The organism is Lentibacillus sediminis (assembly GCF_002763455.1).
In the GTDB taxonomy this organism is placed as follows: domain Bacteria; phylum Bacillota; class Bacilli; order Bacillales; family Amphibacillaceae; genus Lentibacillus_D; species Lentibacillus_D sediminis_A.
Genome location: NZ_NIXK01000009.1, coordinates 1 through 25,871, shown reverse-complemented (window position 1 = coordinate 25,871; position 25,871 = coordinate 1). Strand labels below are relative to the sequence as shown.

Here is a 25,871-nt window from a genome sequence, read left to right as displayed (position 1 = left end):
AGGTAAACTCCCTTATCTGCTTTAAAAAGCTGGAAGACGGCACTCTTGAGCGCCTGTCTTCCAACATGCTTTAATTTTCTCCGACTTCTACGTTCAGCTTGCTTGCGGCTTGTGTGTCCTCTTCTTCCAGTTCGCGCATATCAATTTCCTGCTCGTCACTGGAAAGCATTTTAACGTCCATCCCCAGACTCTGAAGCTCTTTAATCAGTACTTTGAAGGATTCCGGAACTCCAGGCTCAGGGACATTGTCGCCTTTGACAATGGATTCATAGGTTCTCACCCTGCCGACAACATCATCGGATTTCACGGTCAGGATCTCCTGGAGCGTGTAGGCTGCGCCATAAGCTTCCAGTGCCCAAACCTCCATTTCCCCGAAACGCTGTCCGCCAAATTGCGCTTTACCGCCAAGCGGCTGCTGCGTAACAAGGGAATAAGGACCAGTAGAACGGGCGTGCAATTTATCATCAACCATGTGTGACAGCTTAATCATATACATGACACCGACAGACACACGGTTATCAAATGGTTCTCCGCTTCTTCCGTCATAGAGAATGGATTTGGCGTCGCGGGACATCCCTGCTTCTTGCAGGGTTTCCCATACATCTTCTTCTCTGGCTCCGTCAAATACCGGAGTCGCTACATGCAGACCCAGCTGGCGGGCAGCCATTCCCAGATGCATTTCAAATACCTGTCCGATATTCATCCGTGACGGTACACCAAGCGGGTTGAGCATAATATCGATTGGCGTGCCATCTGGCAAATAAGGCATATCCTCTTCCGGCAGGATTTTGGAGATAACCCCTTTGTTCCCGTGGCGGCCGGCCATTTTGTCGCCCTCGTTGATCTTACGCTTTTGCACGATATAGGCACGGACCAGCTGATTGACACCAGGAGGCAGTTCATCTCCGTCTTCCCGGTTAAAGATTTTCACATCCAGTACGATCCCCCCGGCGCCATGCGGCACACGAAGCGAGGTATCGCGGACTTCACGGGCCTTTTCGCCGAAAATTGCATGGAGCAGGCGCTCTTCTGCAGATAATTCGGTAACACCTTTTGGTGTCACTTTACCTACTAAAATATCACCATCGGTCACTTCTGCGCCGACACGGATTATTCCTTCCTCATTGAGGTTCTTCAGCGCATCTTCCCCGACATTTGGAATATCTCTGGTGATTTCTTCCGGTCCAAGCTTCGTATCACGAGCTTCGGATTCGTATTCTTCAATATGAATGGAAGTATAAACATCATCTTTCACAAGCCGTTCGCTCATGATGATCGCATCTTCATAGTTGTAGCCTTCCCATGTCATGAAGCCGACAAGCACATTTTGGCCAAGTGCCAGTTCGCCGTCTTCCATGGAAGGTCCGTCTGCCAGTACTTCGCCTTTCGTTACCCGGTCGCCTTGACTGACAATCGGACGCTGGTTGTAACAGGTTCCCTGGTTGGAACGGATATATTTCTGCAAGGTGTAGCGGTCGATATCTCCCTCTACTTCTTTTCCGTCCACTTCGGAAATGCGGCGGATATGGACTTCTTTCGCTTCCACCCGCTCGACAATTCCTTCATTGCGGCAAATGATCGCCGCACCGGAATCTTTCCCGTTCACATATTCCATGCCTGTTCCGACAATCGGCGCCCTCGGCTGCATCAGCGGAACAGCCTGACGCTGCATGTTGGCACCCATCAATGCACGGTTGGAGTCATCGTTTTCCAAAAATGGGATGCACGCAGTTGCAGCGGACACCACCTGTTTCGGTGATACGTCCATGTAATCGAGCTGTTCCCGCTTTACGACGGTGTTATCTCCGCGGAAACGGGCAATAACTTCCTCGTCGCGGAATGTACCATCCTCATTCAGTTTGGCGTTGGCCTGGGCCACGACATAATTATCCTCTTCGTCAGCCGTCAAGTAATCGATCGTCGCAGTGACTTTTCCTGTTTCATGATCAACCCGGCGGTAAGGTGTTTCAATAAAGCCGAACTCATTCACCCTCGCATAGCTGGACAAGGAGTTGATCAGCCCGATATTCGGCCCCTCCGGCGTTTCAATCGGACACATGCGCCCGTAGTGGGAATAGTGCACGTCACGCACTTCGAAACCGGCGCGCTCCCGAGTCAGACCACCCGGTCCGAGCGCAGACAGCCTGCGTTTATGCGTCAGCTCCGCCAATGGATTGGTCTGGTCCATAAACTGGGAGAGCTGGGAACTGCCAAAGAACTCTTTAATCGATGCAATTACCGGCCGGATATTGATTAATTGCTGTGGCGTAATGCTCGATGTGTCCTGAATCGACATCCTTTCCCGCACCACACGCTCCATCCGGGACAGACCAATGCGGAACTGGTTCTGCAGCAATTCGCCAACCGAACGCAGACGGCGGTTGCCCAAGTGGTCAATATCGTCCGTTCCTCCCACTTCATGAAGCAGGTTGAAGAAATAGCTGACAGATGACAGAATATCAGCCGGCGTAATGTATTTCACATCCCGCTCGACATTGCTGTTCCCAATAACGGTCAGTTCGCGCTCACCCTCAGGGTCTGTCGGGTCAATGATTTTAACCGACTGCAGGTGAATCGGCTCTTCCAATACACCATCTTGCGGGTCAAGGGTGCGCGCACCCAAGGCATCTTCCTGTTTTTCCATATATGGGATAATTTTATTTAACAGCTTGCGTTCTAATTTTTGTCCTTTTTGCGCTAATACTTCGCCTGTTTCCTCATCGACCACTGTCTCGGCCAGCACCTGATTGAACAAGCGGTTTTTAAGGTGCAGCTTTTTATTCATTTTGTAGCGGCCGACACGGGCAAGATCATAACGCTTCGGATCAAAGAAGCGGGAGACCAGCAGGCTCTTCGCATTATCTACGGTCGGAGGCTCACCGGGGCGCAGACGCTCATAGATTTCCAGAAGCGCCTTCTCCGATGTTTCTGTGTTATCTTTATCCAATGTATTTTTCAAGTACTCGTTCTCGCCGATCAGGTCCATAATCTCCTGATCTGTGCCAAAACCAAGTGCCCTTAACAGCACGGTAATCGGCAATTTGCGTGTGCGGTCAATGCGCACGTAAGCTACATCTTTTGCATCTGTTTCGAATTCCAGCCACGCACCGCGGTTCGGGATCACAGTTGCGGTCACGCCGCGCTTGCCGTTTTTATCCATTTTCTCATTAAAATAGACACTTGGTGAACGCACAAGCTGGGACACGATAACGCGCTCTGCCCCATTTATGATAAACGTTCCAGTATCTGTCATTAGCGGGAAATCTCCCATAAATACTTCCTGCTCTTTTACTTCACCGGTTTCGTTATTGATCAAACGAACCTTTACCTGAAGCGGAGCATTATACGTTACGTCTCTGGATTTGGCCTCATCCACAGGATATTTGGGCTCACCCAGTGAGTAATCGACGAATTCCAGTGATAGATTCCCTGTAAAATCCTCAATCGGAGAAATGTCTTTAAACATTTCCCGCAAACCTTCTTCCAGGAACCACTGATAGGAAGCGGTTTGAATTTCGATCAGATTTGGCAGCTCTAAAACTTCGCTGATACGCGCATAGCTTCTGCGCTGGCGGTGCCGTCCATATTGAACTAGTTGACCTGTCAACTGCTTCACCCCTTAAAACAAGCATTTTGTAGATGTTTGTGCTGAAATGAATATATATGAAGAAAAACGCTGCTGAGGATATCAGCATGGTTTTTCCAATTGAATGATTAACCCGCTCGGGGACTGCTGTTATAACAGCCTGAAGTAAACCTGTAACCGGAAATAGATTGCAGGTTTTTCGGCGGATTTTAGAGGGTATTGCATGAAAAAACCGGCTTGTCGCCAGAATTTCTTTACAGCAAGAAAAATAGGCTTTCTTAACTGCTCAAAAAACAAGGAGACTCTTCTTTTTAAAACACCCGCGCTAAAAGTGCGCATGATGGGTGAATCCTCAATTCTATCAGTGTCTCCAATTACCGGCAATATATACCTTTTAATTAAATCAAAATTCCTCTTGACAAAAGAATCCTCATCTTAGCATTTACCTATCATATCACAGCGTGATGAGCGGGTCAAACATTAACAGCTTTAAAGATATAATATCTTTTGTCCCTGGCCACTGTGTCCACCTCGGTAAACAACGATTCCAATTTCTTTTTTGCTGATGGTGCCCCTTGTTTCTTTTGAATGACCACCCATAGTTCGCCGCCCGATTTCAGGCTTTTAGCAGATTCCTCAAACATCTGATGAACCACTTGCTTTCCTGCACGGATCGGCGGGTTGGTAATGATGGCAGCGAATGAGCGATTCTCCAACTGAGCAAAGCGGTCACTCTGTAAAATGGCGACATTCTCGACGTGGTTGTGCGCTGCGTTTTCTTTAGACAATTCCAATGCCCGCTCGTTCACATCGCTCATGACAATATGCCGCTCAGGGTAATGGTCTGCCAGCGCAATGCCGATCGGTCCATAGCCGCAGCCCAAGTCCAAAAAATCACCAGCTTTCTCCGGTTCGGTGAATTCTTCAATCAGCAGCCGGGACCCAAAGTCAACTTCATTTTTGGAAAACACCCCGACATCACTGGTGAATGTATACATAGTTCCGCGCAATCGGTATTGCCATGTCTTCGGCGAGCGTTCGGATTGAGGTGTTTGAGAAAAGTAATGATCAGCCATTTGGGCACCTGCTTTTCATAGAGTGATTTTAGGAGAAAGCTGTTTTAAAAGGTATGAGACATAACCTACCGCTACGGAAATACATTCCGCTTTCCGCGGGAGGCTGGTGAGCCCCTTGCGCTATCGCACTGCGGGTCTCACCTATGCCTTTCCTCCCGCAGGAGTCTCCATGTATTTTCTCCGCTGGTGGTGTGTTCTTTAAAATCAAATAAAAGTTGCCTGCTTTCTTGATGGTTGATCTACGGCTGTTGTTTCTTAATTAAACAGAACTAGGTGCGTTGAACTTAAAAAGCACACCCCTAGCGAAGGAAATACCCGTAGACTCCTGCGGGAAGAAAAGCCTAGGCGAGACCCCGCCGTGCGCCAGCACAAGGGGGCTCGGCAGCTTCCCGCGGAAAGCGAAGGGTATTTCCGCAGCGGTAGGCCGAGTCACATTTTTCATTCCACTCACAACATCACAGAAAGCCCGCCGCAGGACGACGAGCTTTCATGGAATTGCTTTAATTATTTTACTTCTACAGAAGCGCCTACTTCTTCAAGTTTGCCTTTGATTTCTTCAGCTTCTTCTTTGGCGATGCCTTCTTTCACTGCTTTCGGCGCATTGTCAACTACATCTTTCGCGTCTTTCAGGCCAAGACCAGTGATTTCGCGTACTGCTTTAACCACTTTGATTTTAGAATCTCCAGCGCCAGTCAGTACTACATCAAATTCGGTTTGCTCTTCAGCAGCGTCTTCTCCGCCGCCTCCGCCTGCAACAGCAACTGGTGCAGCAGCAGTTACACCGAATTCTTCTTCAATAGCTTTTACTAAGTCGTTCAGTTCAAGAACGGACATTTCTTTGATCGCGTCGATCATTTCTTGGTTCGTCATGATTTAAATCCTCCTAAATGGTTTTATTTATGATTACGCATATCCCGCACGAGATTTATGCGCCTTGTTGTTCTTCTTTTTGATCAGCCACAGATTTTGCAGCATAAGCAAAGTTGCGGATAGGTGCCTGCAGCACGCTGAGAAGCATGGATACCATACCTTCGTAATCCGGAAGAGTTGCAAGCTCTTTGATCTCATCCAGGCTGGCAACACGGCCTTCGATGACTCCGCCTTTAATTTCCAGTGCATCATGCTTTTTCGCAAAGTCGTTCAGAATTCGTGCCGGTGCGACAACATCGTCATTACTGAAGGCTACCGCATTCGGTCCTGTCAACAGCTCGTTGAGGTCAGTCAATTCCACGTTCTCCACAGCGCGGCGTGTCATGGTGTTTTTGTACACTTTAAAATCAATGCCGGCCTCGCGAAGTTCTTTGCGCAATTCTGTTACTTCCGCCACATCCAACCCGCGATAGTCTACAATCAGGGTTGTCTGGCTTTGACGAAATTTATCCGTGATCTCCTCGACCACTTGTTTCTTCTGCTCGATAATATTGGACATTCTTCCACCTCCTAATTGACATTCATTATACCGTTTCCTATTCACCGTCGGATGCCATGAAAAAAGCCCCCACGAGACATGGAGGCTTTTCACACAGACAATCCGGACATAAGAATTGTTTGATATGCTTTAAAAACACCTCGGCAGGCCATTAAGCGACATGTCGCTCCTGCTGTCTACGGTACAACGTATTTTTATTTACAACGAGACTCATTATATCCGATTGGTTCAGCTATGTCAACACCCGGCTTAGCGGAAGCTGGAAACGTCCACTCGGATTCCAGGTCCCATCGTGGAAGCGATCGAAACATTTTTCAAGTAAACGCCTTTGGAGCTTTGCGGTTTTACTTTTACAAGCTGGTCAGTAATCGAATTGAAGTTCTCGATTAGCTTGTCGTTATCAAACGAAAGCTTTCCGATTGGCACATGGATATTAGCAGATTTGTCGACACGATACTCGACTTTACCAGCTTTGATATCCTGTACGGCTTTCTCCACTTCGAATGTCACTGTTCCGGTTTTCGGATTCGGCATCAAGCCTTTTGGTCCGAGGACACGGCCAAGTTTTCCGACTTCTGCCATCATGTCCGGTGTCGCAACAACGACATCAAATTCAAACCAGCCTTTGTTGATTTGATCGATGTAGTCGGACTCTCCGACATAATCCGCTCCGGCTGCTTCTGCTTCCTTCGCTTTATCGCCTTTGGCAAATACCAGAACGCGCTGGGTTTTCCCGGTTCCGTGCGGCAATACATGCGCCCCGCGGATTTGCTGGTCCGCTTTTTTCGGGTCAACGCCCAAGCGGAATGCAGCCTCTACTGTTTCATCAAAATTTGCTTTGGCAGCTTCTTTTGCCAAGGCAACTGCTTCTGATACTTCATATTGTTTGGAGCGATCAACAAGCTTGACGGCTTCTTGATGCTTTTTACCTCTTTTTGCCATTGTTTAAATCCTCCTTGATTGTGGTTTTAACGGTAAGACCTCCCACGCGAAAAAGAACATTCTTTTCCGGATGCCAGAGGTTCAAGTGCAAGGAGCCCATTCTAAATGTGAGTATCCCTGCCTCTGCCTCGTGAAAAAGGTTGCGGGAACGAATCCATCGCAACCTGCACTTTTTTACTTAACCTTCGATCGTGATGCCCATGCTGCGGGCTGTGCCTTCAACCATGCGCATTGCTGCATCTACATCGGCAGCGTTAAGATCCTGCATTTTTGTTTCAGCAATTTCTTTAACCTGATCGCGCGTTACATTGGCGACCTTGTTGCGATTTGGCTCCCCTGAAGCAGTTTGAATGCCAGCTGCTTCTTTCAAAAGAACAGCAGCAGGTGGAGTTTTTGTCACAAATGTAAAAGAACGGTCTTCAAATACCGTGATCTCTACAGGAATAATCGTACCCGCCTGTTCTTGCGTGCGTGCGTTGAATTCCTTACAAAATCCCATGATATTAACACCTGCCTGACCCAGAGCCGGCCCAACCGGTGGTGCTGGGTTCGCTTTTCCAGCAGGAATCTGCAATTTTACTAATTTAATTACTTTTTTAGCCACGAGACACACCTCCTTAAGTCCGTGATGTGGTAATAGGGGCCTGCTTATTGGGTCCCCTCCCACTCCAATTTCAGCCTGAACTTTTCAGACCATGAATAACAAAAGAATTTTAGCATAGATTAGAAATTAATGCAAGCGACTCCTCACATTTTTCTGAGGATGTTTTCGCATTGGTTGTTGCTGTCTGACCCGCAGTTCGGATACACTTCGCTTTCCGGGGGCGGCTGGTGAGCCTCCTTGTCTACCCTATTCTTAGTAGTCTCACCGATGCCTATCCTCCCCCACGAGTCTACGTGTATCCGGGCTGCTAATATGGAAATAGTTGCTTAGTCATTTCTGTAAAAACAAGATCTGCAGCAGATTAATTGATTTTCTCTACCTGAGCGAAATCCAATTCCACCGGAGTTTCCCGGCCAAACATGTTAACATGGACTTTGACCTTCTGCTTGTCGGCGTCGATATGCTCGACGGTGCCGGCGAAATCAGTAAATGGCCCGTCCGTCACCTTAACGTTTTCCTTCAATTCGAATTCAACCTGCACCGGACCGCCGCCAACACCCATTTTCTTGAGCAGGGAGTCAATCTCCTCAGGAAGCAGCGGTGTCGGCTTGGCGCCTCCCCCGCTTGATCCGATAAATCCGGTCACTCCCGGCGTATTGCGCACAACATACCAGGAATCATCGGTCATTACCATTTCGGTTAGGACATAGCCAGGGAAAAATTTCTTTTTGACTACTTTCTTCTTCCCGTTTTTAATCTCTGTTTCTTCCTCTTCCGGCACGATCACCCGAAAAATCTTGTCTTCCATTCCCATTGTTTCGACACGTTTTTCCAAATTCATCTTTACCTTGTTTTCATAGCCGGAATACGTATGAATCACATACCAGTTTTTCTCCATTTACTTAAGGACCGCTGTCCGTCCCTCCCTTTATCTTAATTTGCTCAAATTAAAAAACCCGACAACCGGGTTTTTTGCGCGACGTAAGTTTATCTATCTCCATTATAGCATAATGAGAATGAAATTATTCAAAAAAAGTATTTAAAGCCTGCGAGATTCCCAGATCGACAACGAAAAAGAAAACTGCAACGAAAGCCACCGTAGCAATAACCGTAATGGTGTAGGTTGTCAATTCCCTGCCTTTAGGCCAGCTGACCTTCTTCATCTCTCTGGATACATTTTTCAAGAATTTAAACATGGTGTACCCCCTCACTCTGCCCGAAAACCCGACGTTTATATTTACTTTGTCTCGCGATGCAAGGTATGCATACCACATGTTTTGCAGTATTTCCTGGCTTCCAGTCTTGCAGGATGGGTGGCTGCATTTTTGTTCGTTGTATAATTCCTGCTTAAACAAACGGAACAGGCCAAGGTTATTTTTTTCATCACGACACCCCATTTCCAGGGATTTGCACATCTACTAATGTAGCACGGTTAAGGGCTTGTGTCAACGCTGCCCCAGGCCGAATACCGCAGCTATTGAAGCACCTTTTTCGCTGCGATGATCTGCTCAAGCTTGCGTTTCACCCGCTGCAGCGCATTGTCAATTGATTTCACATGCCGCTTCAGTTCAAGAGAAATTTCCTGATACGTCTGACCATCAAGATAAAGTTTGAGGACTTCCTTTTCGAACTCGCTCAAAATTTCAGACAATTTACCTTCCATGTCGCCAATTTTTTCCCGGCCAACCAGCAATTCCTGCGGGTCGATCGCCTTGGAGCCTGCAATTACATCCAGCAGGGTACGTTCGGATTCCTCTTCAAACAATGGCTTGTCCAGCGAAATATAGGAATTCAGCGGAACATGCTTCTGCCTGGTCGCTGTCTTGATTGCCGTGATAATCTGCCTGGTAATGCAAAGCTCGGCAAATACCTTAAAGGATGCCTGCCTGTCCCCATCATAATCACGGATCGCTTTGTACAGCCCAATCATACCTTCTTGGGTAATATCCTCCTTATCCGCCCCGACCAGAAAATACGTGCGAGCTTTGGCCCAGACAAAACTCCGGTATTTATGTATTAAAAAGTCCAGCGCATGGCTGTTGCCCCCATGAATCAGCATCAATATTCTGTCATCATCAAGTGTGTGCAAGTTAATTTTATCTTTCTCTAGTTGACTGACATTCACCAAGAAGACCCCCCAACTTGCCTTTTGTCTCTATACAAAAGTACAAGTTCCTGCAGGCTGAAATTCTAACGATGCATCTTTTGTCCCCGCCTGTCTTATTAAGACGTATTATACCTAAGCGCTTGCAGAGAGTCAACAGGCAAAATGGGGGAGAATAGGCGATTCGACAGCATTCGTCACGCTTACCCATCCCCTCTGCGCCATTTTTCAAATTTCTCTAAGATATCGGCGTCAAGCACAATTTTCGACTGTGGCTTTACGTTTTTATGCTCCTCAATACTCTCACTGATTTCCCGCTCGATGTTGCGCCATTCCATATACAGCTCCGGTGCGGATATTCTCAAGGCACCCCGTCCAAAGATCGTCCGCTGCTCGGCATAGTCAGAGGTAGCGACATACACCTGGTTCCGGACATTTTTTAATCCTTTGACAAGCCGCTCAATGCATTCATCAGCGGTTTCTTTTTCCTTGGTAAAAATCACTTCCACCTTATGGGTGCGATACTTGCTGGAAATCCCCTGGACATAATAGGCATCAAATACGACAATCACGCGCCTGCCCAAATATGCCTGATACTCAGCCATTACTTCGATCAGCCGGTCGCGGGCAGCCGCCATATCCTTCTGTTTCAGCTTGTCCAGTTCCTCCCATGCGCCAATCACGTTATACCCGTCTACTACTAATACATCCATCCGTTAATCACCGACTGGGAACCTTTTGCGGTAGACCTCATACAGCAGCAGGCTGCATGCGACAGATGCATTCAGGGAAGAAACGCGGCCGCGCATTGGCAGGCTCACCGTCCAGTCGCATTTTTTCCGGACTAGCCTGCTCATCCCCTTGCCCTCATTTCCGATCACCAGAGCAATTGGCAGGGTCCCGTCCAGCTGGCGGTAATCCTCCGTGGCCTCTGCTTCCGTACCGACAACCCAGACGGGGCGTTCCTTTAATTCATCGATCGTGTTTGCCATGTTGGTCACACGGGCAACTGGTATATGCTCTAGTGCACCTGCCGCCGTTTTGGCAACTGTCTGCGTCAATCCAACAGAGCGCCGCTTCGGAATAACCACTCCATGCGCACCGACAGCATCGGCCGTGCGCAAAATCGAGCCGAGGTTATGCGGATCTTCCAGCTCGTCCAATAGGATAAAAAACGGTTCTTCCCCTTTTTCCTCTGCCCGCTGAAACAAATCGTCCAGACTGGCGTACTCATAGGCAGCCACATAGGCGATCACACCCTGGTGATTGCCGGACGATAGCTGATCCAGCTTGTGACGGGGCACTTTTTGCACAATCGTTCCCGCTGCTTTTCCTTCCTGGACGATTTTTCCCTGCACCCGGGGGTTGAGCTGTTCGGATACGAGCACTTTGTTGACCGGATGCCCCGAGGTCAATGCTTCAAGCACCGGATTTTTACCGATTATTAGTTCCTGATCCATCCTGTCCCCTCCTCCTTTCGATCACATTTACCGCGTCCTGCATTAATTCGGCCAGCCGCTCCTTTTGCTCCTCGAGATAAACGTAGCCGATCACTGCTTCAAATGCTGTAGCGTAGCGATAGGTCTGCACACTGGTATTTTTCGGAACAGAGCCGGATTTGGCATTCCTTCCTCTTGCCGCAATCCGCTCTTCCTCTTCTGTCAGAAAACCTGTTTCCAGCCAGTGCCGGATTACGGCTGCCTGCTGTTTGCCAGCCACATAGCCAACCGCCCGCTGGTGCAGTTTATTCGGTTGCACCTGGCCGCTCCCGATCAAATACTCCCTTATATAAACTTCATAGACCGCATCTCCCATATAGGCAAGGGCAAGGCTTTTCATTTGTTTCGCGTCACGTGCCATCGTCAGCCTCTTTTCCAGCGCACCCCTTGTGGAGTGTCCTCCAACAGGATGCCTTTACCTTTTAGCGCGTCTCTGATTTCATCCGCCCGGGCAAAATTCCGCTCTTTGCGTGCCTCGTTCCGTTCCTTGATCAATGCCTCGATCTGTTCATCCAGCAAAGCTTCTTCTTCCGACAAGGTAATGCCAAGAATCTCGAGCAGTTCCTCGATAGCCACCTGAAAAGCCTCGATCACCCCGGTGACAGTCTGGTCTTCCTGCAGGTACACATTCGCTTCTTTCGCTAATTCAAATAAAACGGAAATCGCATTGGCCGTGTTAAAATCATCATCCATTTCGCGGGCAAATTGCGCTTTTAACTCTTCCACCTTTTCCAGCCACTGTGCTTCATTGTCTGCCAGATTCATGCTGGAAGCTTTGCGATGTTCCAGGTTGCTGTAGGCCGTCCGAATCCGGTCCAGGCTGTTTTTCGCCCCTTCCAGCAGTTCGTGGGTAAAATTAATCGGATGCCGGTAGTGAACACTCAGCATGAAAAAGCGGATCACCTCAGGGTCGTGCTGTTCAATCAGCTCGCGGGTCAGCACGAAATTGCCGAGGGATTTGGACATTTTTTCATTATCAATATTAATATACCCATTATGCATCCAGTAATTGGCGAACGGCTGCTCATTCATTGCTTCAGACTGGGCAATTTCATTTTCATGGTGCGGAAAAGCAAGATCCTGTCCACCGGCATGGATATCAATCGTCTCGCCAAGGTACTTTTTGGCCATGGCCGAGCATTCAATATGCCAGCCGGGCCGCCCTTCACCCCACGGGGAATCCCAGGCAATTTCGTCTTCTTTTGCCTTTTTCCACAGCGCAAAATCAAGCGGATCTTCTTTTTTCTCGCCGATTTGAATTCGCGCACCGGACCTTAGTTCTTCAATCGACTGATGAGAAAGCTTGCCGTAGCCGTCAAAGGCACGCGGTTTGAAGTAAACATCCCCGTCCACCGCATAGGCAAAGCCTTTGTCGACGAGTCCTTCGATGAAGCGGATAATATCATCCATCGTCTCAACTACTCTCGGATTGTGGGTTGCTTTTTTCACACCAAGTGCCTCGACGTCTTCCAGATAGGCATCGATATAGCGGTCGGCAACCTCCGGCACATTCTCCCCGGCCTCTTTTGCCGCTTTAATGATTTTGTCATCGACATCGGTGAAATTCAGCACATAATCAACATCATAGCCGCTGTATTCCAGATAGCGGCGGACGGAATCAAAGACAATCGCCGGGCGGGCGTTGCCAATGTGGATGTAATTGTAGACGGTCGGGCCGCACACATACATCCGGACGTTTCCTTCCTCAATTGGTTTAAATGTTTCTTTTTCACGAGTTAATGTATTATAAATTTTTATTGGCATGAGCCGCTCCTCCTTGTTTCAGGCTGGCAATTTCCGCTTTCAGTTCATCCACTTCCTGCTGAAGCTCCTTACACCTGTCCGCAACTGGATCCGGAATTTTATGATGGTCGAGATCTGTTCGTATCTTTTCCCCGTTTTGCTTCACTACTCTCCCCGGCACGCCGACCACGGTCGAATGTGACGGTACATCTTTCAACACGACCGACCCGCCGCCGACTTTGGAACTTTCCCCAATGGTAATTGAGCCAAGTACCTTGGCGCCGGTGGCAACCAGGACATTATCCTCAATCGTCGGATGGCGCTTGCCCTTTTCCTTGCCGGTTCCTCCCAGGGTCACCCCCTGGAAAATGGTGACATTATTGCCGATTTCACATGTCTCGCCAATTACAACCCCCATCCCGTGGTCAATAAAGAAACGGCGGCCGATTTTTGCCCCGGGATGAATTTCAATCCCTGTAATAAAGCGGCTGATTTGTGATACCGCCCGCGCCAGGAAAAAGAGACGGCGGTGATATAACACATGCGCGATCCGGTGCGCCCAGATGGCATGCAGTCCGGAATAGGTGAGAAACACTTCAATATAGGTCCGGGCAGCAGGATCCTGACTAAACACAACATCCATATCTTCTTTCATTCGCTTAAATATCCCCATATGACAACCTCCTCCCAGAGGGTTTGTAGTCTTTACAAAAGATTATAGTGCTCTTATCGTAGTTGATAGGAAATACAGTATCACTCTCAGAGGGGGAGACTTCGGCCACGACCAGAAATTTCCGGTCTCTGGCCGAAGTTTTCGTTCTCCCGCCGAAGTTTTCCCTCTCCCGCCGATGTTTTCGCTCTCCCGCCGATGTTTTCGCTCTCCCGTCGATGTTTCCGCTCTCCGGTTGAAGTTCCCGCTCTCCGGTTGAAGTTTCCTCTCTCCGGTTGAAGTTCTCGCCCTCCGGTTGAAGTTCTCGCCCTCCGGTTGAAGTTCTCGCTCTCGGCCGGAAGTTTCCCCTCTCGGCCGGAAGTTCTCGCCCTCGACCGGGAGTTTTCGCCCTCGACCGGAAGTTTCAAAACACGTCACCAGCGGAGGAAATACCCCGAGACTCCTGCGGGAGGAAAGGCTTCGGTGAGACCCCGAAGTGCGAAAGCACGAGGGGGCTCGCCAGCCTCCCGCGGAAAGCGAAGGGTATTTCCGCAGCGGCGATGACAACCATCCCTTTTGATTTACGTTTTTCAAAAAACAGCCTTACAAAAAGCAACTAAAAAGCGCCCCTGTGCCGGATGACACAGAGGCGCCGGATAAGCGCGGTTCCACTCTGTTTGGAGGGCTAAAACTTCCTCCACTTTCGCTCTCATAACGGGAGAGTTCCGCCGTCATGTACTGTATTTCCATGACGGACTCCGAGGGGCACTTCAAAAACGGCGCTTAAAATCACTCCCAGCAACTGTGATTCTCTCTTGGTAAGTCACACGTTTTCTACTTTTCCTCATCCGCATTCACTTTATTTACCTTTACTATATTACATATCCGCATATTTGTGAATGAATTAGGCTCCAAGCTGTTTCAGCAAATCATCAAGCCGTTTGAGCACCGTTTCTTTGCCAAGCAGTTCAATCGCGAGTGGCAGTTCCGGCCCGTGCGTCTGTCCGGTCGTTGCCACCCGGATTGGCATGAACAGCTTTTTGCCGCGATGGCCGGTTTCTTTTTGAGTTGCTTTGAACTGGGCTTTGATCTCACCCTTCTCCCAGGTATCCAGGTGGATCAATTTATCGGTAAACACCTGCAGCACCTCTGGCACCTGTTCCTGCTGCAGCACATCCATGGCGCCTTCCTCATAGCTGATTTCCTGCTGGAAGAACAGCTCGGTCAATTCGACAATTTCCGCACCATATCGAAGTTGCTCCCTGTACAGCGCGATGACGTTTTCTGCCCACACACGCTTCTCTGCCGACATATCTTCCGGCAGCTTTTCGGCCTTAATCAGATGCGGCATAGCCAGGTTGATCACCCGGTCGAGATCTGCTGCCTTAATATATTCATTGTTCATCCAGCGCAGCTTATGCCGGTCAAAAATAGCCGCAGAGGTGGAGAGGCGTTCCGGATCAAAAATATCGATCAGTGTCTCTTTATCAAAAATCTCTTCCTCGCCAACCGGAGACCAGCCAAGCAGGGTAATGAAGTTAAACAATGCTTCCGGCAAATAGCCAAGGTTTTTATACTGTTCGATAAACTGCAGGATATGCTCGTCCCGCTTGCTCAGCTTCTTGCGCTCTTCGTTTAAAATCAACGTCATATGGCCGAACTGTGGCTGCTCCCAGTTAAACGCTTCATAGACCATCATCTGCTTAGGCGTATTGGAAATATGCTCCTCCCCGCGCAGGATATGGGAGATCTCCATATGGTGGTCATCAATCGCCACTGCAAAATTATACGTCGGGATGCCATTTTTCTTCACGATTACCCAGTCGCCGAAATCACTTGATTCGAACGTGATGTTGCCGCGAACGATATCATGGAACGTATAGGTGCGGTTTTCCGGCACGCGCAAGCGAATGCTCGGTGTACGCCCTTCCGCCTCAAATTGGGCAATTTTTTCTTCGCTCAAATTTCGGTGCGCTCCGGAGTATTTCGGGACTTGTCCGTTCGCCCGCTGCTCCTCGCGCTCTTTTTCCAGCTCTTCTTCTGTCATATAGCATTTATAGGCCATGTCTTTTTCCAGCAGCTCATTTACATATTTTTGATAAATATCCAAACGCTCTGTCTGACGGTATGGGCCGTAGTTTCCGCCGATATCGGTACCTTCATCCCATTCAATTCCAAGCCATTTGAGGAATTTCAATTGGCTTTCTTCTCCGCCTTCCACATTGCGTTTCTCATCGGTGTCCTCGGTACGGATAATGAATTTCCCGTCAAAATGCTTGGCATACAGGTAATTAAACAAAGCGGTACGCGCATTCCCGATATGCAGGTGGCCGGTCGGGCTCGGCGCATAGCGCACACGAACTTCTTTTGTCATCGGTGCTCTTCCTCTCTTGATTTATTTAGGCTGTTTTCTAAAAGAATGGGACTGCGGTTACCCGTCCCACCGAAAAGCGTTTGTTGTTTTTATCACAATATCTATAAACTGTGAACGAATCCACCGCTCCGGAAATGCACTTCGCTTTCCGCGGGTGGCTGGTGAGCCTCCTCGCGCTGACTCCGCTTGAGGGGTCTCACCGATGCCATTCCTCCCGCAGGAGTCTTCGTGCATTTCCTCCGCTGAGAATGTGCTTTGCAACTTTCTCACATTTATAACCATAACAGCTATTTACTTTGTTAATGGTTGATTGGAGCGGAGGGCAGTCGACTCCTGCGGGAAGAAAAGCCTAGGCGAGACCCCGCCGTGCGCCAGCACAAGGGGGCTCGGCAGCTTCCCGCGGAAAGCGACTGCCCGCAGCGGAAATCAACGAGCACTCTGTCGCATTTTCCATCAACTGCGAAAAACAACAAAGCTTACGAAAAAGGCCTTTATTTAAGTTATCTAAAGAAAAAATATGTGTTCTGATCAACGTTCCTGTTCGAATAAAAAGTGATAACAATTACATGTTATCACTTTTTGCATCCTCTATAAGTTATACCTGTTTTACTGCGCTTTTTCAAGTAATTTTGGTTTGGCAAAGATCATCCGGCCCGCAGAAGTCTGCAGAACGCTGGTGATCAATACCTCAATCGTTTTGCCGATATAATTGCGTCCTTCTTCCACCACAATCATGGTGCCGTCATCCAAATACGCAACACCCTGATTATGTTCTTTTCCGTCTTTAATCACCTGCACCACCAATTCCTCACCCGGCAGCACGACAGGTTTGACCGCATTGGCCAGATCATTGATATTCAGCACTGGCACACCTTGCAGGTCACATACTTTGTTGAGATTAAAGTCATTCGTCACTACAATACCATCCATCACTTTGGCCAGCTTGATCAGCTTGCTGTCGACTTCGGAGATTTCTTCAAAGTCGCCTTCATAAATTTCCACCGTCACCGGCAGTTCCTTCTGAATTCTGTTCAAAACGTCAAGCCCGCGCCGCCCCCGGTTACGCTTCAGGGCATCGGATGAATCCGCGATATGCTGCAGCTCACCAAGCACGAACTGCGGAATGACAATCGTTCCTTCCAGGAAATTCGTCTGGCAAATATCCGCGATACGGCCGTCAATAATCACACTTGTATCAAGTATTTTCGATTTCGGCTTTGGTGTTTGCACTTCCTCTTCTCCCTGCTCCTGGGGCTTGCGTTTGTCCCGCTCTTTTTTGCTTAGCAGATTCACAAATTCCTCCCGGCGCCTGAATCCCATCTGGAAGCCAAAATAGCCAAGCAGAATCATAATAAACAGAGGAAGCAATTGAGAGACTACCGCAATATTAATATCCTGCAGCGGACGGTTAATGAAATAAGAAATAACCAGTCCCACAATCAGCCCGAGACTTCCAAAAAACAAATCCACCGCTGGAAGCTTGACCAGTGCATCCTCAATCCATTTCAGAAACCCCACAATATAATCAGCCAGCCAGTAAGAAATAAAGAATAATATAATAGCCCCGATAATCATCCCGAAATACGGTGATGTTGCCCAGACTGCATCCGTAAAGTCTAACATGTTAATAATATACGGAATGTATAAATACCCAATGGTTCCGCCTAAAATAATAAAAAATAAATACACAACCGTTTTAAGCACCACTGTCACCTCCTATCCTTATTATTACCTTGTGAAACGAAAAATAATCCCCATTTCAGTATAAACGCTATAAGTGCAATTAAATTGTAACATATCAATGATCAATTATCAATTTTTTTAGAAAAATCAGCCGCATGCCTGCTACCGGTTGTTAAGTTCTTTAGCAGATATGCCGGTCCTTTTTCTCTAAGCCTGCAGCAACGCTGATCCACCTGGTATGGCCAGGCGCAGCCCATACGTCGCTACGACGCACAGGACGTGCTAGTACAGGCGTTGCCACAGGAGGTGGCGTTCTTAGCCTGTAAGGGCACTTCCGCTTTTGGTTCTATCTTTCCAGACTCGTATCCAGCGCTTCCTTAACAGTCTGCACGCCAACAATTTCAATATTTCCCGGCGGATTCCAGCCATCGAGGTTTTTCTGCGGGCAAATCACCCGCTGAAAGCCAAGCTTGGCCGCTTCCTGTACCCGCTGCTCAATGCGGGAGACCCGGCGCACTTCCCCTGTCAGCCCAACCTCTCCGATAAAAATATCATCCGGTTTTGTCGGCTGATCACGAAAGCTTGAGGCAATGCTGACAGCAATCGCCAGATCAATCGCCGGCTCATCCAGCTTGACACCGCCCGCCACTTTAATATATGCGTCCTGATTCTGCAACAGCAGTCCGACACGCTTTTCCAGCACGGCCATCAACAGCGGCACCCGGCTATTGTCAACGCCTGTGGCCATCCTTCTCGGGTTGCCGAAGCTGGACGGCGAAATCAGCGCCTGAATCTCGACAAGCACCGGCCTGGTCCCTTCCAGGGAAGCAACCACCGTCGAGCCGGCCGCCCCTTGAGAACGCTCTTCCAGGAAAATTTCCGACGGGTTCATGACCTCCCGCATTCCTTCTTCCTTCATTTCAAAAATTCCCATTTCATTCGTGCTGCCAAAACGGTTCTTCACCCCACGCAGAATCCGGTACGCATGATGCCGCTCTCCCTCGAAATAAAGCACTGCATCCACCATATGCTCCAGCAGCCTCGGTCCGGCGATCGACCCTTCCTTCGTTACATGACCGACGATAAAAATGGGAATCCCGCCGGTTTTGGCGATTTTCATTAATTCACTTGTACTCTCCCGAACTTGAGAAACACTGCCGGGCGCGCTGGTCACCTCTTCCCGATAGATCGTCTGAATCGAGTCAACGACCACCAAAGAGGGCTGAATTTCTTCAATTTGTTTGGAGATATCAAATAAGTTCGTTTCCGCCAGCACATACAGTAAATCGGAACGGATCCCCAGCCGCTCTGCACGCAGCTTCGTTTGTCTCGGCGATTCCTCCCCGGAAATATATAAAACCGGCAGCTGTTTTTCTGCAAGCTGGGAAGAAATCTGCAAAAGCAATGTGGACTTGCCAATTCCGGGATCCCCGCCGACTAAAACAAGCGAGCCTGGCACAATGCCGCCGCCAAGCACTCGGTTAAATTCCTTCATCTCCGTGGTGATGCGCGGCTCCTTCTGTGATTCAATCGCGGTGATTTTTTCCGGTTTGCCGGTGGTCCTCAGGCCTCCTGCAGTCTGACGTCCGCGTGGGGCCCCTGCTGCCTCGATCTCTTCCACCATCGTATTCCAGTTATTGCAGCCCGGGCATTTGCCCATCCATTTGGGTGACTCATACCCGCATTCCTGACAAACATACTTTGTTTTGCGCTTAGCCATATTCCTCAGGTCCCTTCCCCTTATTCTCTATTATATAAAAAAATCATCGCTGGCAGGTTACAGATTCCTTTCATTTTCTAGTAATCCTTACCTAAGTCATGCCACAATTTTGCTTTCGCGCAAATGCCTTCGTGGCACTTATATAGGATAGAAATCCGAAAAACCCGCACCTAATAGGCAAAAAGCCGGAAGATCACACTTCCAGCTTATCTTTGCCATGGCTCAAATCATGGGAGAATGATAAATTCACCCTTGTTGTTGAGACCGATTTTCACTTTTTCCCCTTTGGATATGGTTTCCTTAAGCAGCTCCTCGGAAAGCAGGTCCTCGATATTTTTCTGGATGGACCGGCGGAGCGGACGCGCACCGTATTCCGGATCAAAGCCTTCATTGGCGATTTTATCCACTGCTTTATCCGTCAGCGTAAACTCGATTTCCTGTTCTTTCAGACGTTCCTGCAGCTGTTCGACCATGAGAAGCACAATGTCTTTCATGTGTTTTCTCTCCAGGGAATGGAAGACAATTGTTTCATCAATCCGGTTGAGAAACTCTGGACGGAACGCTTTTTTCATTTCGTCCGTGACCTTGGATTTCATACTTTTGTAATCCTGCGATTCATCTTCCAGATTAAAACCAACATGTTTATTGCGGCGCAGTTCATCAGCACCGACATTGGATGTCATGATCAGTACGGTGTTGCGGAAGTCAACCACCCGGCCTTTGGAATCGGTAAGCCGTCCGTCTTCCAGCACCTGCAGGAGGACGTTGAATACTTCCGGATGGGCTTTTTCCACTTCATCCAATAATACGACCGAATATGGCTTGGTGCGGACTTTTTCCGTCAGCTGACCGCCTTCTTCATAGCCGACATAGCCGGGAGGGGAACCAACCAGACGGGACGTGGAGTGTTTCTCCATATACTCGGACATATCAATCCGGATCATCGACTCCTCATCGCCGAACATGGTCTCTGCCAGCGCACGGGCCAGTTCGGTTTTCCCGACCCCTGTTGGTCCAAGGAAAATAAACGAACCAATCGGACGTTTCGGGTCTTTCAAGCCAGATCGGGCACGGCGGATGGCTTTGGCTACTGCATCCACCGCTTCTTCCTGCCCGATCACCCGGCTGTGCAGCGTCTCTTCCATATTCAAAAGCCGCTCACTCTCATCTTTGGTCAAGCGGGAAACCGGCACCCCGGTCCAGATGGAAACAACACTGGCAATATCCTCCACGGTCACTTTGGAGTCCGTTTTGCCCTGTTTTTCCTTCCAGTCCTTTTTCGTTTCCTCAAGTTCTTCGCGCAACCGCTGCTCGTTATCTCTTAAAGAAGCAGCTTTTTCAAATTCCTGGCTTTGCACCGATTCGTCCTTTTCCTTGCGTACCTCTTCCAGCCGCTGCTCCAGCTCTTTCAAATTCGGAGGAACGGTATAGGATTGAAGGCGCACTTTGGAGCCTGCCTCGTCAATCAGGTCAATCGCTTTATCCGGCAGGAAACGGTCGGTAATATAACGGTGGGACAGGTTGGCTGCTGCCTCCACTGCCTCATCGGTGATCGTCACACGGTGATGTGCTTCATAGCGGTCACGCAGTCCATTTAAAATCTGCACCGTTTCTTCCAGTGTCGGTTCATCGACTTGGATCGGCTGGAACCTCCGCTCAAGAGCAGCATCTTTTTCAATATATTTGCGGTATTCATCAAGTGTCGTCGCACCAATGCACTGCAATTCCCCGCGTGCGAGCGATGGTTTTAAAATATTTGATGCATCAATTGCTCCTTCTGCACCGCCAGCACCAATCAAAGTGTGCAGTTCATCAATAAACAGAATGATATTCCCCGCCTGGCGGATCTCTTCCATTACCTTTTTCAGACGGTCTTCAAATTCCCCGCGGTATTTCGTTCCGGCAACCACGGTACCCATATCCAGGGTCATTACCCGTTTATCGCGCAGTGTTTCCGGTACCTCCCCGTCAATCACCTGCTGGGCAAGGCCCTCTGCCACAGCTGTTTTACCAACACCAGGCTCCCCGATTAACACCGGATTGTTCTTGGTGCGGCGGCTTAATACCTGTATCACCCGCTCAATTTCCTTGGCACGGCCAATCACCGGGTCAATGCTGCCTTCTTTGGCAATTACTGTTAAATCTCTTGCCAGTGAATCCAGTGTTGGCGTGTTGGCGGTGGACTGCTGTGCCCCGCGCCCCTGCCGGCCACCTTGTGATTCATTGCTGCCCAAGAGCTGCAGCACCTGCTGTCTCGCTTTATTCAGGCTGACACCAAGATTGTTCAGCACCCGTGCAGCAACCCCTTCGCCTTCACGAATCAGCCCAAGCAGAATATGCTCAGAACCCACGTAAGAATGCCCAAGCTTCCTTGCTTCATCCTGGGATAATTCCACAACTTTTTTCGCTCTAGGGGTGTAGTGGATCGATTGCATCGGCTGTTTGCCAACACCAATCAGCTCCTCCACCTCTTCCTGGATCTTGGAAACTTCCAGCCCTAAAGACTGCAACGCTTTGGCAGCAATGCCTTCCCCTTCACGGACAAGCCCAAGCAGAATATGTTCCGTGCCGATGTTGTTATGGCCAAGCCGGACCGCTTCTTCCTGGGATAAAGCCAATACTTTTTGCGCTCTTTCGGTAAAACGTCCAAACATCATCGTTCTTCCTCCAATCTATTTCTCCAATTGCAGCCGTTCGCGGATCAGCGTGGCCCTGAGTTCATCGCGCTCACTTGCCGAAAGCGTCTTTTCTGCATATTGTTGCAGAAATCCCGGCTGTGTAAGAATCACCAGTTCATTCAAAATGTTGCGGGAGACTTGCTCAATCATCCCTAAATCAATACCAAGCCGGACATTGGACAAGCATATCGCAGCCTCTTTGGACTCGATAATCCGACTATGTTCCAGCACCCCGTAAGAGCGGTGAATCCGGTCTTCCAACTGCTTGCCTGACTGCTCCATCAGCCGGGTGCGCGCTTTTCGTTCATGCTCAATCAGCTGCTTCACAACACCGCGCAGGTCGCCGATGATATCCTCTTCGGTAATCCCTAAGGTGATCTGGTTGGAAATCTGAAAAATACTGCCGCGCGCCTCGCTTCCTTCTCCGTAAATTCCGCGCACGACCAGTCCCAGCTGGTTAATCGACGGAATCATCCGGTTGATCTGCTTGGTCATGGCAAGTGCCGGCAAATGCATCATCACCGAAGCACGCATCCCTGTGCCGACATTGGTCGGACAGCTCGTCAAATAGCCTCTCGTCTCATCAAACGCATAATCGATTTTTTCCTCCAGCCAGTCATCCAGCTCAAACGCCTTTTCCAGTGCCTCGGTCAGCTGGAAGCCAGGAAAGTACAGCTGCAGCCGAATATGGTCTTCTTCATTAACCATGATCGACACCTGTTCGTTTTGCGAAATCAGCGCCGCGCCAGCATGCTGATTTTTAGCCAAATGCGGACTGATCAGATGCTTCTCCACCAGTACGCGTTTTTCTACAGCCGTTAAATCCTCCATGGAGAGCAGTGCAAAATCCTCATAGTCCTGAAAAGACTCATGTTCATACTTATTCTGGAAGAACTGCCGGATCTCCTGCAATTTTTCTTTATTTCCTGCCAGAGGAAAAGATATATCCGAAAAGTTGCGCGCCAAGCGGATACGACTGCTTAAAACAATGTCGGAATCCGGGCCCTCATCACGCATCCATGGACTGATTGCTTCCTTCATAAAATGCTGTAAGGTCATTCCTTCTCCCCCGTTTCCGATCCGCCTTTTAGTGCCTTGATCTTATCTCGTACCTCTGCCGCCTCCTCGAAGGCTTCTTCTTTAATCAGACGATCCAGTTCTTCTTTGTAGGCATCCAGCTCTTTCCGTTTGCGCAAATCGCCGCCCCTGCGTTTGGGAATTTTTCCGAAATGCTTTGTGTTCCCGGAATGCACCCGGCGAAAAATCGGATCCAGCCTGGAAGAAAATGTTTCATAGCAGGAGGCACAGCCAAATTTTCCAATCCGCTTAAATTCAGACAGTCCCATGCCGCATTGCGGACATTTCGTCTCCTGTATTTGCTTAAATTGCTGCTTGCTCCCCTGCGCCCCGGTTATTGCCGAATCAATGTTAAACAGATCTGTAATCAAATGATGGAGGCCATACCCTTCTTCCTGATAGGGCATGTATCCATTTTCCTTGGCACAGACTTCACATACATGTATTTCCGTTTTGTTCCCATTAATGGATTGGGAAAAATGGACGGTCGCGGGTCGCTTATGGCAGTCCTGGCATTCCATTATTGTCGCCCCCTTTGGGTAAGGATTTCTGAAACGTTATTTATTTAAATATTTCAATGTGGAAAGCATCGCGGTCATCACACGGGCGCGCACTTCATCCCGAAGCGGCAGTTGAAATGCCAGCGTGCTCCGGTCCAGCGCACTCAGCATAATCTTTGCTTCCCGCTGGGTTACCAGATTTTCCTCCAGCAGCCTCTCCAACACATCTACCGCAGCCTGCTGCGTGACGGTCGGGTTAATCATTTCAATAATTTCATCAATAAGTTCAGAATGCTCCTGATGCATGACCCTGATAATCCGGATATACCCTCCGCCGCCGCGTTTGCTTTCCACTATATATCCTTTTTCCACAGTAAAACGCGTCTTAATCACATAATTTATCTGCGAGGGCACACACTGAAACTGATCGGCAATTTCGCTTCTCTTGATTTCCACTGTATTCTGGCCTTCGCGCTGCAAAATCTTTTTTAAATATTGCTCAATCACATCAGAAATGTTGCTCATCATGCCCACCCCCTCACCTTGGTCATTTCCTTTGACTTTGACTATCTTTGACTATATTTTTATTATACGCGAAAAACACTGGAATGCCAACCCAAAGTTCTCTAAAACAGCATTGACAAATTAAATAAAGAAAAAACCTTACAGCATGTTTTATGTGTAAAGTTTTTCCATTGGATGTTTGTAGAGTTTGGGCCCCTTTATGTAAGCAAACAGGAAAGATAAAACACTTCCTGCCTGCACAGCATCCCGGGAAGCCTCTTCTCCCCAGACAGCCGTCTAATTAATATTCCTTACTTGTTCTATACGGGAAATTTCCTCATACAACGCAAGCTGATCCGTTTCGATAACTGGTTCCGTCTTAATAAAAATGCGCCGTGCATTGTTTTCTGACTTCACAATCTCCACACTTTTAATAATCAGCTCATATTTCTCCACAATAGTGACCACATCTTGAATTTTTAAATCATTTAATGCCACAATCTCTATCATACTGGACGATCTGGATTTGGTAAACATTTTCTCAAAGTTGTTCAGAAAGACCAGGCTTAACAGGATGATCAACGTCGTAAACACGGCAGGTCCGTACATGCCAGCACCTACCACAAGCCCGATCCCGGCAACCGTCCAGATCGAGGCAGCTGTGGTCAGCCCGCGGATCGTCCCTCCGTAGACAATAATCGTTCCTGCCCCGAGAAATCCGATGCCGCTGATGACATAGGAGGGAATTCTCGCCGGGTCAAACCGCACATTGTCATACTCTTCCATAAACTCGACAAACCCAAATAAGGAAAGAAGCATCATTAAACATGCTCCCACCCCGACAAGAATATGGGTGCGAAACCCCGCAGAATGGTTATTCATTTCCCGTTCAAAACCGATAACACCAGATAACACCAGTGCAACCAGCACCCGCACCATCATCAGCCCAAAATTCTCCCCCAACATTGGGGCCAATAATGCATCCATGGCCTCGCATCCCCCCTTTTCCCGATTAATTAATTACGAATTATGACTTATCGCCAATTTTGTTGGGGCAGGTCTTACCTTCACTTAATGCAAAATAAGAGCTGCCAAAACAGAGTACTGAGCTTCTTCATATATATGTCTATCCCCTATAATTTATCCTGAAACACAATCAAGTTAATTTCCGCTTGCTGCTCCTGCCGTGATCAAATTCAGTCATACACAAACCGGGAGATCATCTCTGATTCTCTTTAATTAATGAATATCCTCTATTAAAAAAATCAGCCTTGGTTGGCCGAAAACGCCATAACACAGTATTTTTAAGGACTTACCGGACTAAAGGGCCCTCACTGCCAAAGTGAGACACATATCTCCAGACTCTGGAAACCCGTGATGTAATACACTCTCTGGTTTCCCAAGTAATTTTAAAACCTAACTTACCATCAAGGCTCCATTGCTTCCTGTGCAACAGGAACGTATTTATGCTAAAGTTGTGGCGCCAAGCCAAAGCTCGCACTTATACAGGATAAGAAAGAATATACATTCTTATTTGCTAAAAAAGCTGAGGGGCTTTTGGCTCCTCAGCTTTTTTGCTTATTCGATTGCCTGGCGGCGTCCTACTCTTGCAGGGGCAAGGCCCCAACTACCATCGGCGCTGGAGAGCTTAACTGCTGTGTTCGGCATGGGAACAGGTGTGGCCTCTCCGCCATTGCTGCCAG

23 protein-coding genes, 1 rRNA gene and 2 other annotated features are annotated in these 25,871 nt (G+C 48.6%); all 24 genes read right to left on the bottom strand.

Translation table 11 applies throughout. From position 1 onward, the window contains the following. Nucleotides 1–70 precede the first annotated feature (70 nt). The 24 genes from rpoB to rrf all read right to left on the bottom strand — a co-directional run bounded on the left by rpoB (nt 71) and on the right by rrf (nt 25,871). On the bottom strand, nt 71–3,607 hold the full coding sequence (gene rpoB / locus CEG13_RS14620) for a DNA-directed RNA polymerase subunit beta (RefSeq protein ID WP_100012638.1): 3,537 nt from the start codon (nt 3,605–3,607) through the stop codon (nt 71–73). Between the two features lie 452 nt (nt 3,608–4,059). Next, nucleotides 4,060–4,662 carry a class I SAM-dependent methyltransferase gene (locus CEG13_RS14610; RefSeq protein ID WP_100012636.1) on the bottom strand — a complete coding sequence of 201 codons (603 nt, stop codon included), beginning with the start codon at nt 4,660–4,662 and terminating at the stop codon, nt 4,060–4,062. A gap of 504 nt (nt 4,663–5,166) precedes the next feature. Further along, entirely contained in the window at nt 5,167–5,532 is a 366-nt protein-coding gene (gene rplL / locus CEG13_RS14605; RefSeq protein WP_100012635.1) for a 50S ribosomal protein L7/L12, read from the bottom strand. 55 nt (nt 5,533–5,587) lie between these two features. Continuing rightward, a complete protein-coding gene (rplJ, locus tag CEG13_RS14600) occupies nt 5,588–6,091 on the bottom strand; it encodes a 50S ribosomal protein L10 (RefSeq protein ID WP_100012634.1) in 504 nt (167 codons plus the stop codon). A gap of 50 nt (nt 6,092–6,141) precedes the next feature. Next, nucleotides 6,142–6,291, bottom strand: a sequence feature (ribosomal protein L10 leader region). Between the two features lie 49 nt (nt 6,292–6,340). Then, nucleotides 6,341–7,033: a 50S ribosomal protein L1 gene (gene rplA / locus CEG13_RS14595; protein ID WP_100012633.1), complete on the bottom strand. Its 693-nt coding sequence runs from the start codon at nt 7,031–7,033 to the stop codon at nt 6,341–6,343. Nucleotides 7,034–7,211: 178 nt separating this feature from the next. Next, entirely contained in the window at nt 7,212–7,637 is a 426-nt protein-coding gene (gene rplK, locus CEG13_RS14590) for a 50S ribosomal protein L11 (RefSeq protein WP_143469681.1), read from the bottom strand. 361 nt (nt 7,638–7,998) lie between these two features. After that, nucleotides 7,999–8,535 (bottom strand): transcription termination/antitermination protein NusG, encoded by a 537-nt coding sequence (gene nusG, locus CEG13_RS14585; RefSeq protein WP_100012632.1) that lies wholly within the window; start codon nt 8,533–8,535, stop codon nt 7,999–8,001. A 124-nt stretch (nt 8,536–8,659) separates the two neighbouring features. Further along, nucleotides 8,660–8,833, bottom strand: a complete 174-nt coding sequence (gene secE / locus CEG13_RS14580) for a preprotein translocase subunit SecE (RefSeq protein ID WP_100012631.1) — start codon at nt 8,831–8,833, stop codon at nt 8,660–8,662. A gap of 41 nt (nt 8,834–8,874) precedes the next feature. Continuing rightward, a complete protein-coding gene (gene rpmG, locus CEG13_RS14575; protein ID WP_420843804.1) occupies nt 8,875–9,021 on the bottom strand; it encodes a 50S ribosomal protein L33 in 147 nt (48 codons plus the stop codon). Nucleotides 9,022–9,111: 90 nt separating this feature from the next. Next, complete coding sequence (gene sigH / locus CEG13_RS14570; protein WP_100012740.1) at nt 9,112–9,762, bottom strand: RNA polymerase sporulation sigma factor SigH; 651 nt, start codon at nt 9,760–9,762, stop codon at nt 9,112–9,114. A gap of 182 nt (nt 9,763–9,944) precedes the next feature. Next, on the bottom strand, nt 9,945–10,454 hold the full coding sequence (locus CEG13_RS14565) for an NYN domain-containing protein (protein ID WP_100012629.1): 510 nt from the start codon (nt 10,452–10,454) through the stop codon (nt 9,945–9,947). Nucleotides 10,455–10,457: 3 nt separating this feature from the next. Beyond that, on the bottom strand, nt 10,458–11,201 hold the full coding sequence (gene rlmB / locus CEG13_RS14560) for a 23S rRNA (guanosine(2251)-2'-O)-methyltransferase RlmB (protein WP_100012628.1): 744 nt from the start codon (nt 11,199–11,201) through the stop codon (nt 10,458–10,460). Further along, nucleotides 11,176–11,601 carry a Mini-ribonuclease 3 gene (locus CEG13_RS14555; protein ID WP_100012627.1) on the bottom strand — a complete coding sequence of 142 codons (426 nt, stop codon included), beginning with the start codon at nt 11,599–11,601 and terminating at the stop codon, nt 11,176–11,178. Before CEG13_RS14555 ends, rlmB begins: the two co-directional genes overlap by 26 nt. Nucleotides 11,602–11,603: 2 nt before the next feature. Further along, nucleotides 11,604–13,004: a cysteine--tRNA ligase gene (gene cysS, locus CEG13_RS14550; RefSeq protein ID WP_100012626.1), complete on the bottom strand. Its 1,401-nt coding sequence runs from the start codon at nt 13,002–13,004 to the stop codon at nt 11,604–11,606. Next, on the bottom strand, nt 12,985–13,656 hold the full coding sequence (gene cysE, locus CEG13_RS14545) for a serine O-acetyltransferase (protein WP_100012625.1): 672 nt from the start codon (nt 13,654–13,656) through the stop codon (nt 12,985–12,987). Before cysE ends, cysS begins: the two co-directional genes overlap by 20 nt. A 618-nt stretch (nt 13,657–14,274) precedes the next feature. Continuing rightward, nucleotides 14,275–14,492 (bottom strand) — a binding site (T-box leader). Between the two features lie 44 nt (nt 14,493–14,536). Further along, complete coding sequence (gltX, locus tag CEG13_RS14535; RefSeq protein WP_100012623.1) at nt 14,537–16,006, bottom strand: glutamate--tRNA ligase; 1,470 nt, start codon at nt 16,004–16,006, stop codon at nt 14,537–14,539. Between the two features lie 606 nt (nt 16,007–16,612). Further along, nucleotides 16,613–17,710 carry a PIN/TRAM domain-containing protein gene (locus CEG13_RS14525; protein WP_100012621.1) on the bottom strand — a complete coding sequence of 366 codons (1,098 nt, stop codon included), beginning with the start codon at nt 17,708–17,710 and terminating at the stop codon, nt 16,613–16,615. 325 nt (nt 17,711–18,035) lie between these two features. Continuing rightward, nucleotides 18,036–19,409, bottom strand: coding sequence for a DNA repair protein RadA (radA, locus tag CEG13_RS14520; protein WP_100012620.1), 1,374 nt, complete (start codon nt 19,407–19,409; stop codon nt 18,036–18,038). Nucleotides 19,410–19,636: 227 nt separating this feature from the next. Beyond that, complete coding sequence (gene clpC, locus CEG13_RS14515) at nt 19,637–22,066, bottom strand: ATP-dependent protease ATP-binding subunit ClpC (RefSeq protein WP_100012619.1); 2,430 nt, start codon at nt 22,064–22,066, stop codon at nt 19,637–19,639. A 15-nt stretch (nt 22,067–22,081) separates the two neighbouring features. Further along, a complete protein-coding gene (locus CEG13_RS14510; protein ID WP_100012618.1) occupies nt 22,082–23,146 on the bottom strand; it encodes a protein-arginine kinase McsB in 1,065 nt (354 codons plus the stop codon). After that, nucleotides 23,143–23,685, bottom strand: coding sequence for a protein-arginine kinase activator protein McsA (locus CEG13_RS14505; RefSeq protein ID WP_100012617.1), 543 nt, complete (start codon nt 23,683–23,685; stop codon nt 23,143–23,145). The genes CEG13_RS14510 and CEG13_RS14505 overlap by 4 nt, the downstream gene beginning before the upstream one ends. Before the next feature lie 36 nt (nt 23,686–23,721). Next, on the bottom strand, nt 23,722–24,189 hold the full coding sequence (locus tag CEG13_RS14500) for a CtsR family transcriptional regulator (protein ID WP_100012616.1): 468 nt from the start codon (nt 24,187–24,189) through the stop codon (nt 23,722–23,724). Between the two features lie 276 nt (nt 24,190–24,465). After that, nucleotides 24,466–25,155: an MgtC/SapB family protein gene (locus tag CEG13_RS14495; RefSeq protein WP_100012615.1), complete on the bottom strand. Its 690-nt coding sequence runs from the start codon at nt 25,153–25,155 to the stop codon at nt 24,466–24,468. 601 nt (nt 25,156–25,756) lie between these two features. Next, nucleotides 25,757–25,871: ribosomal RNA gene (rrf, locus tag CEG13_RS14490) — 5S ribosomal RNA — on the bottom strand.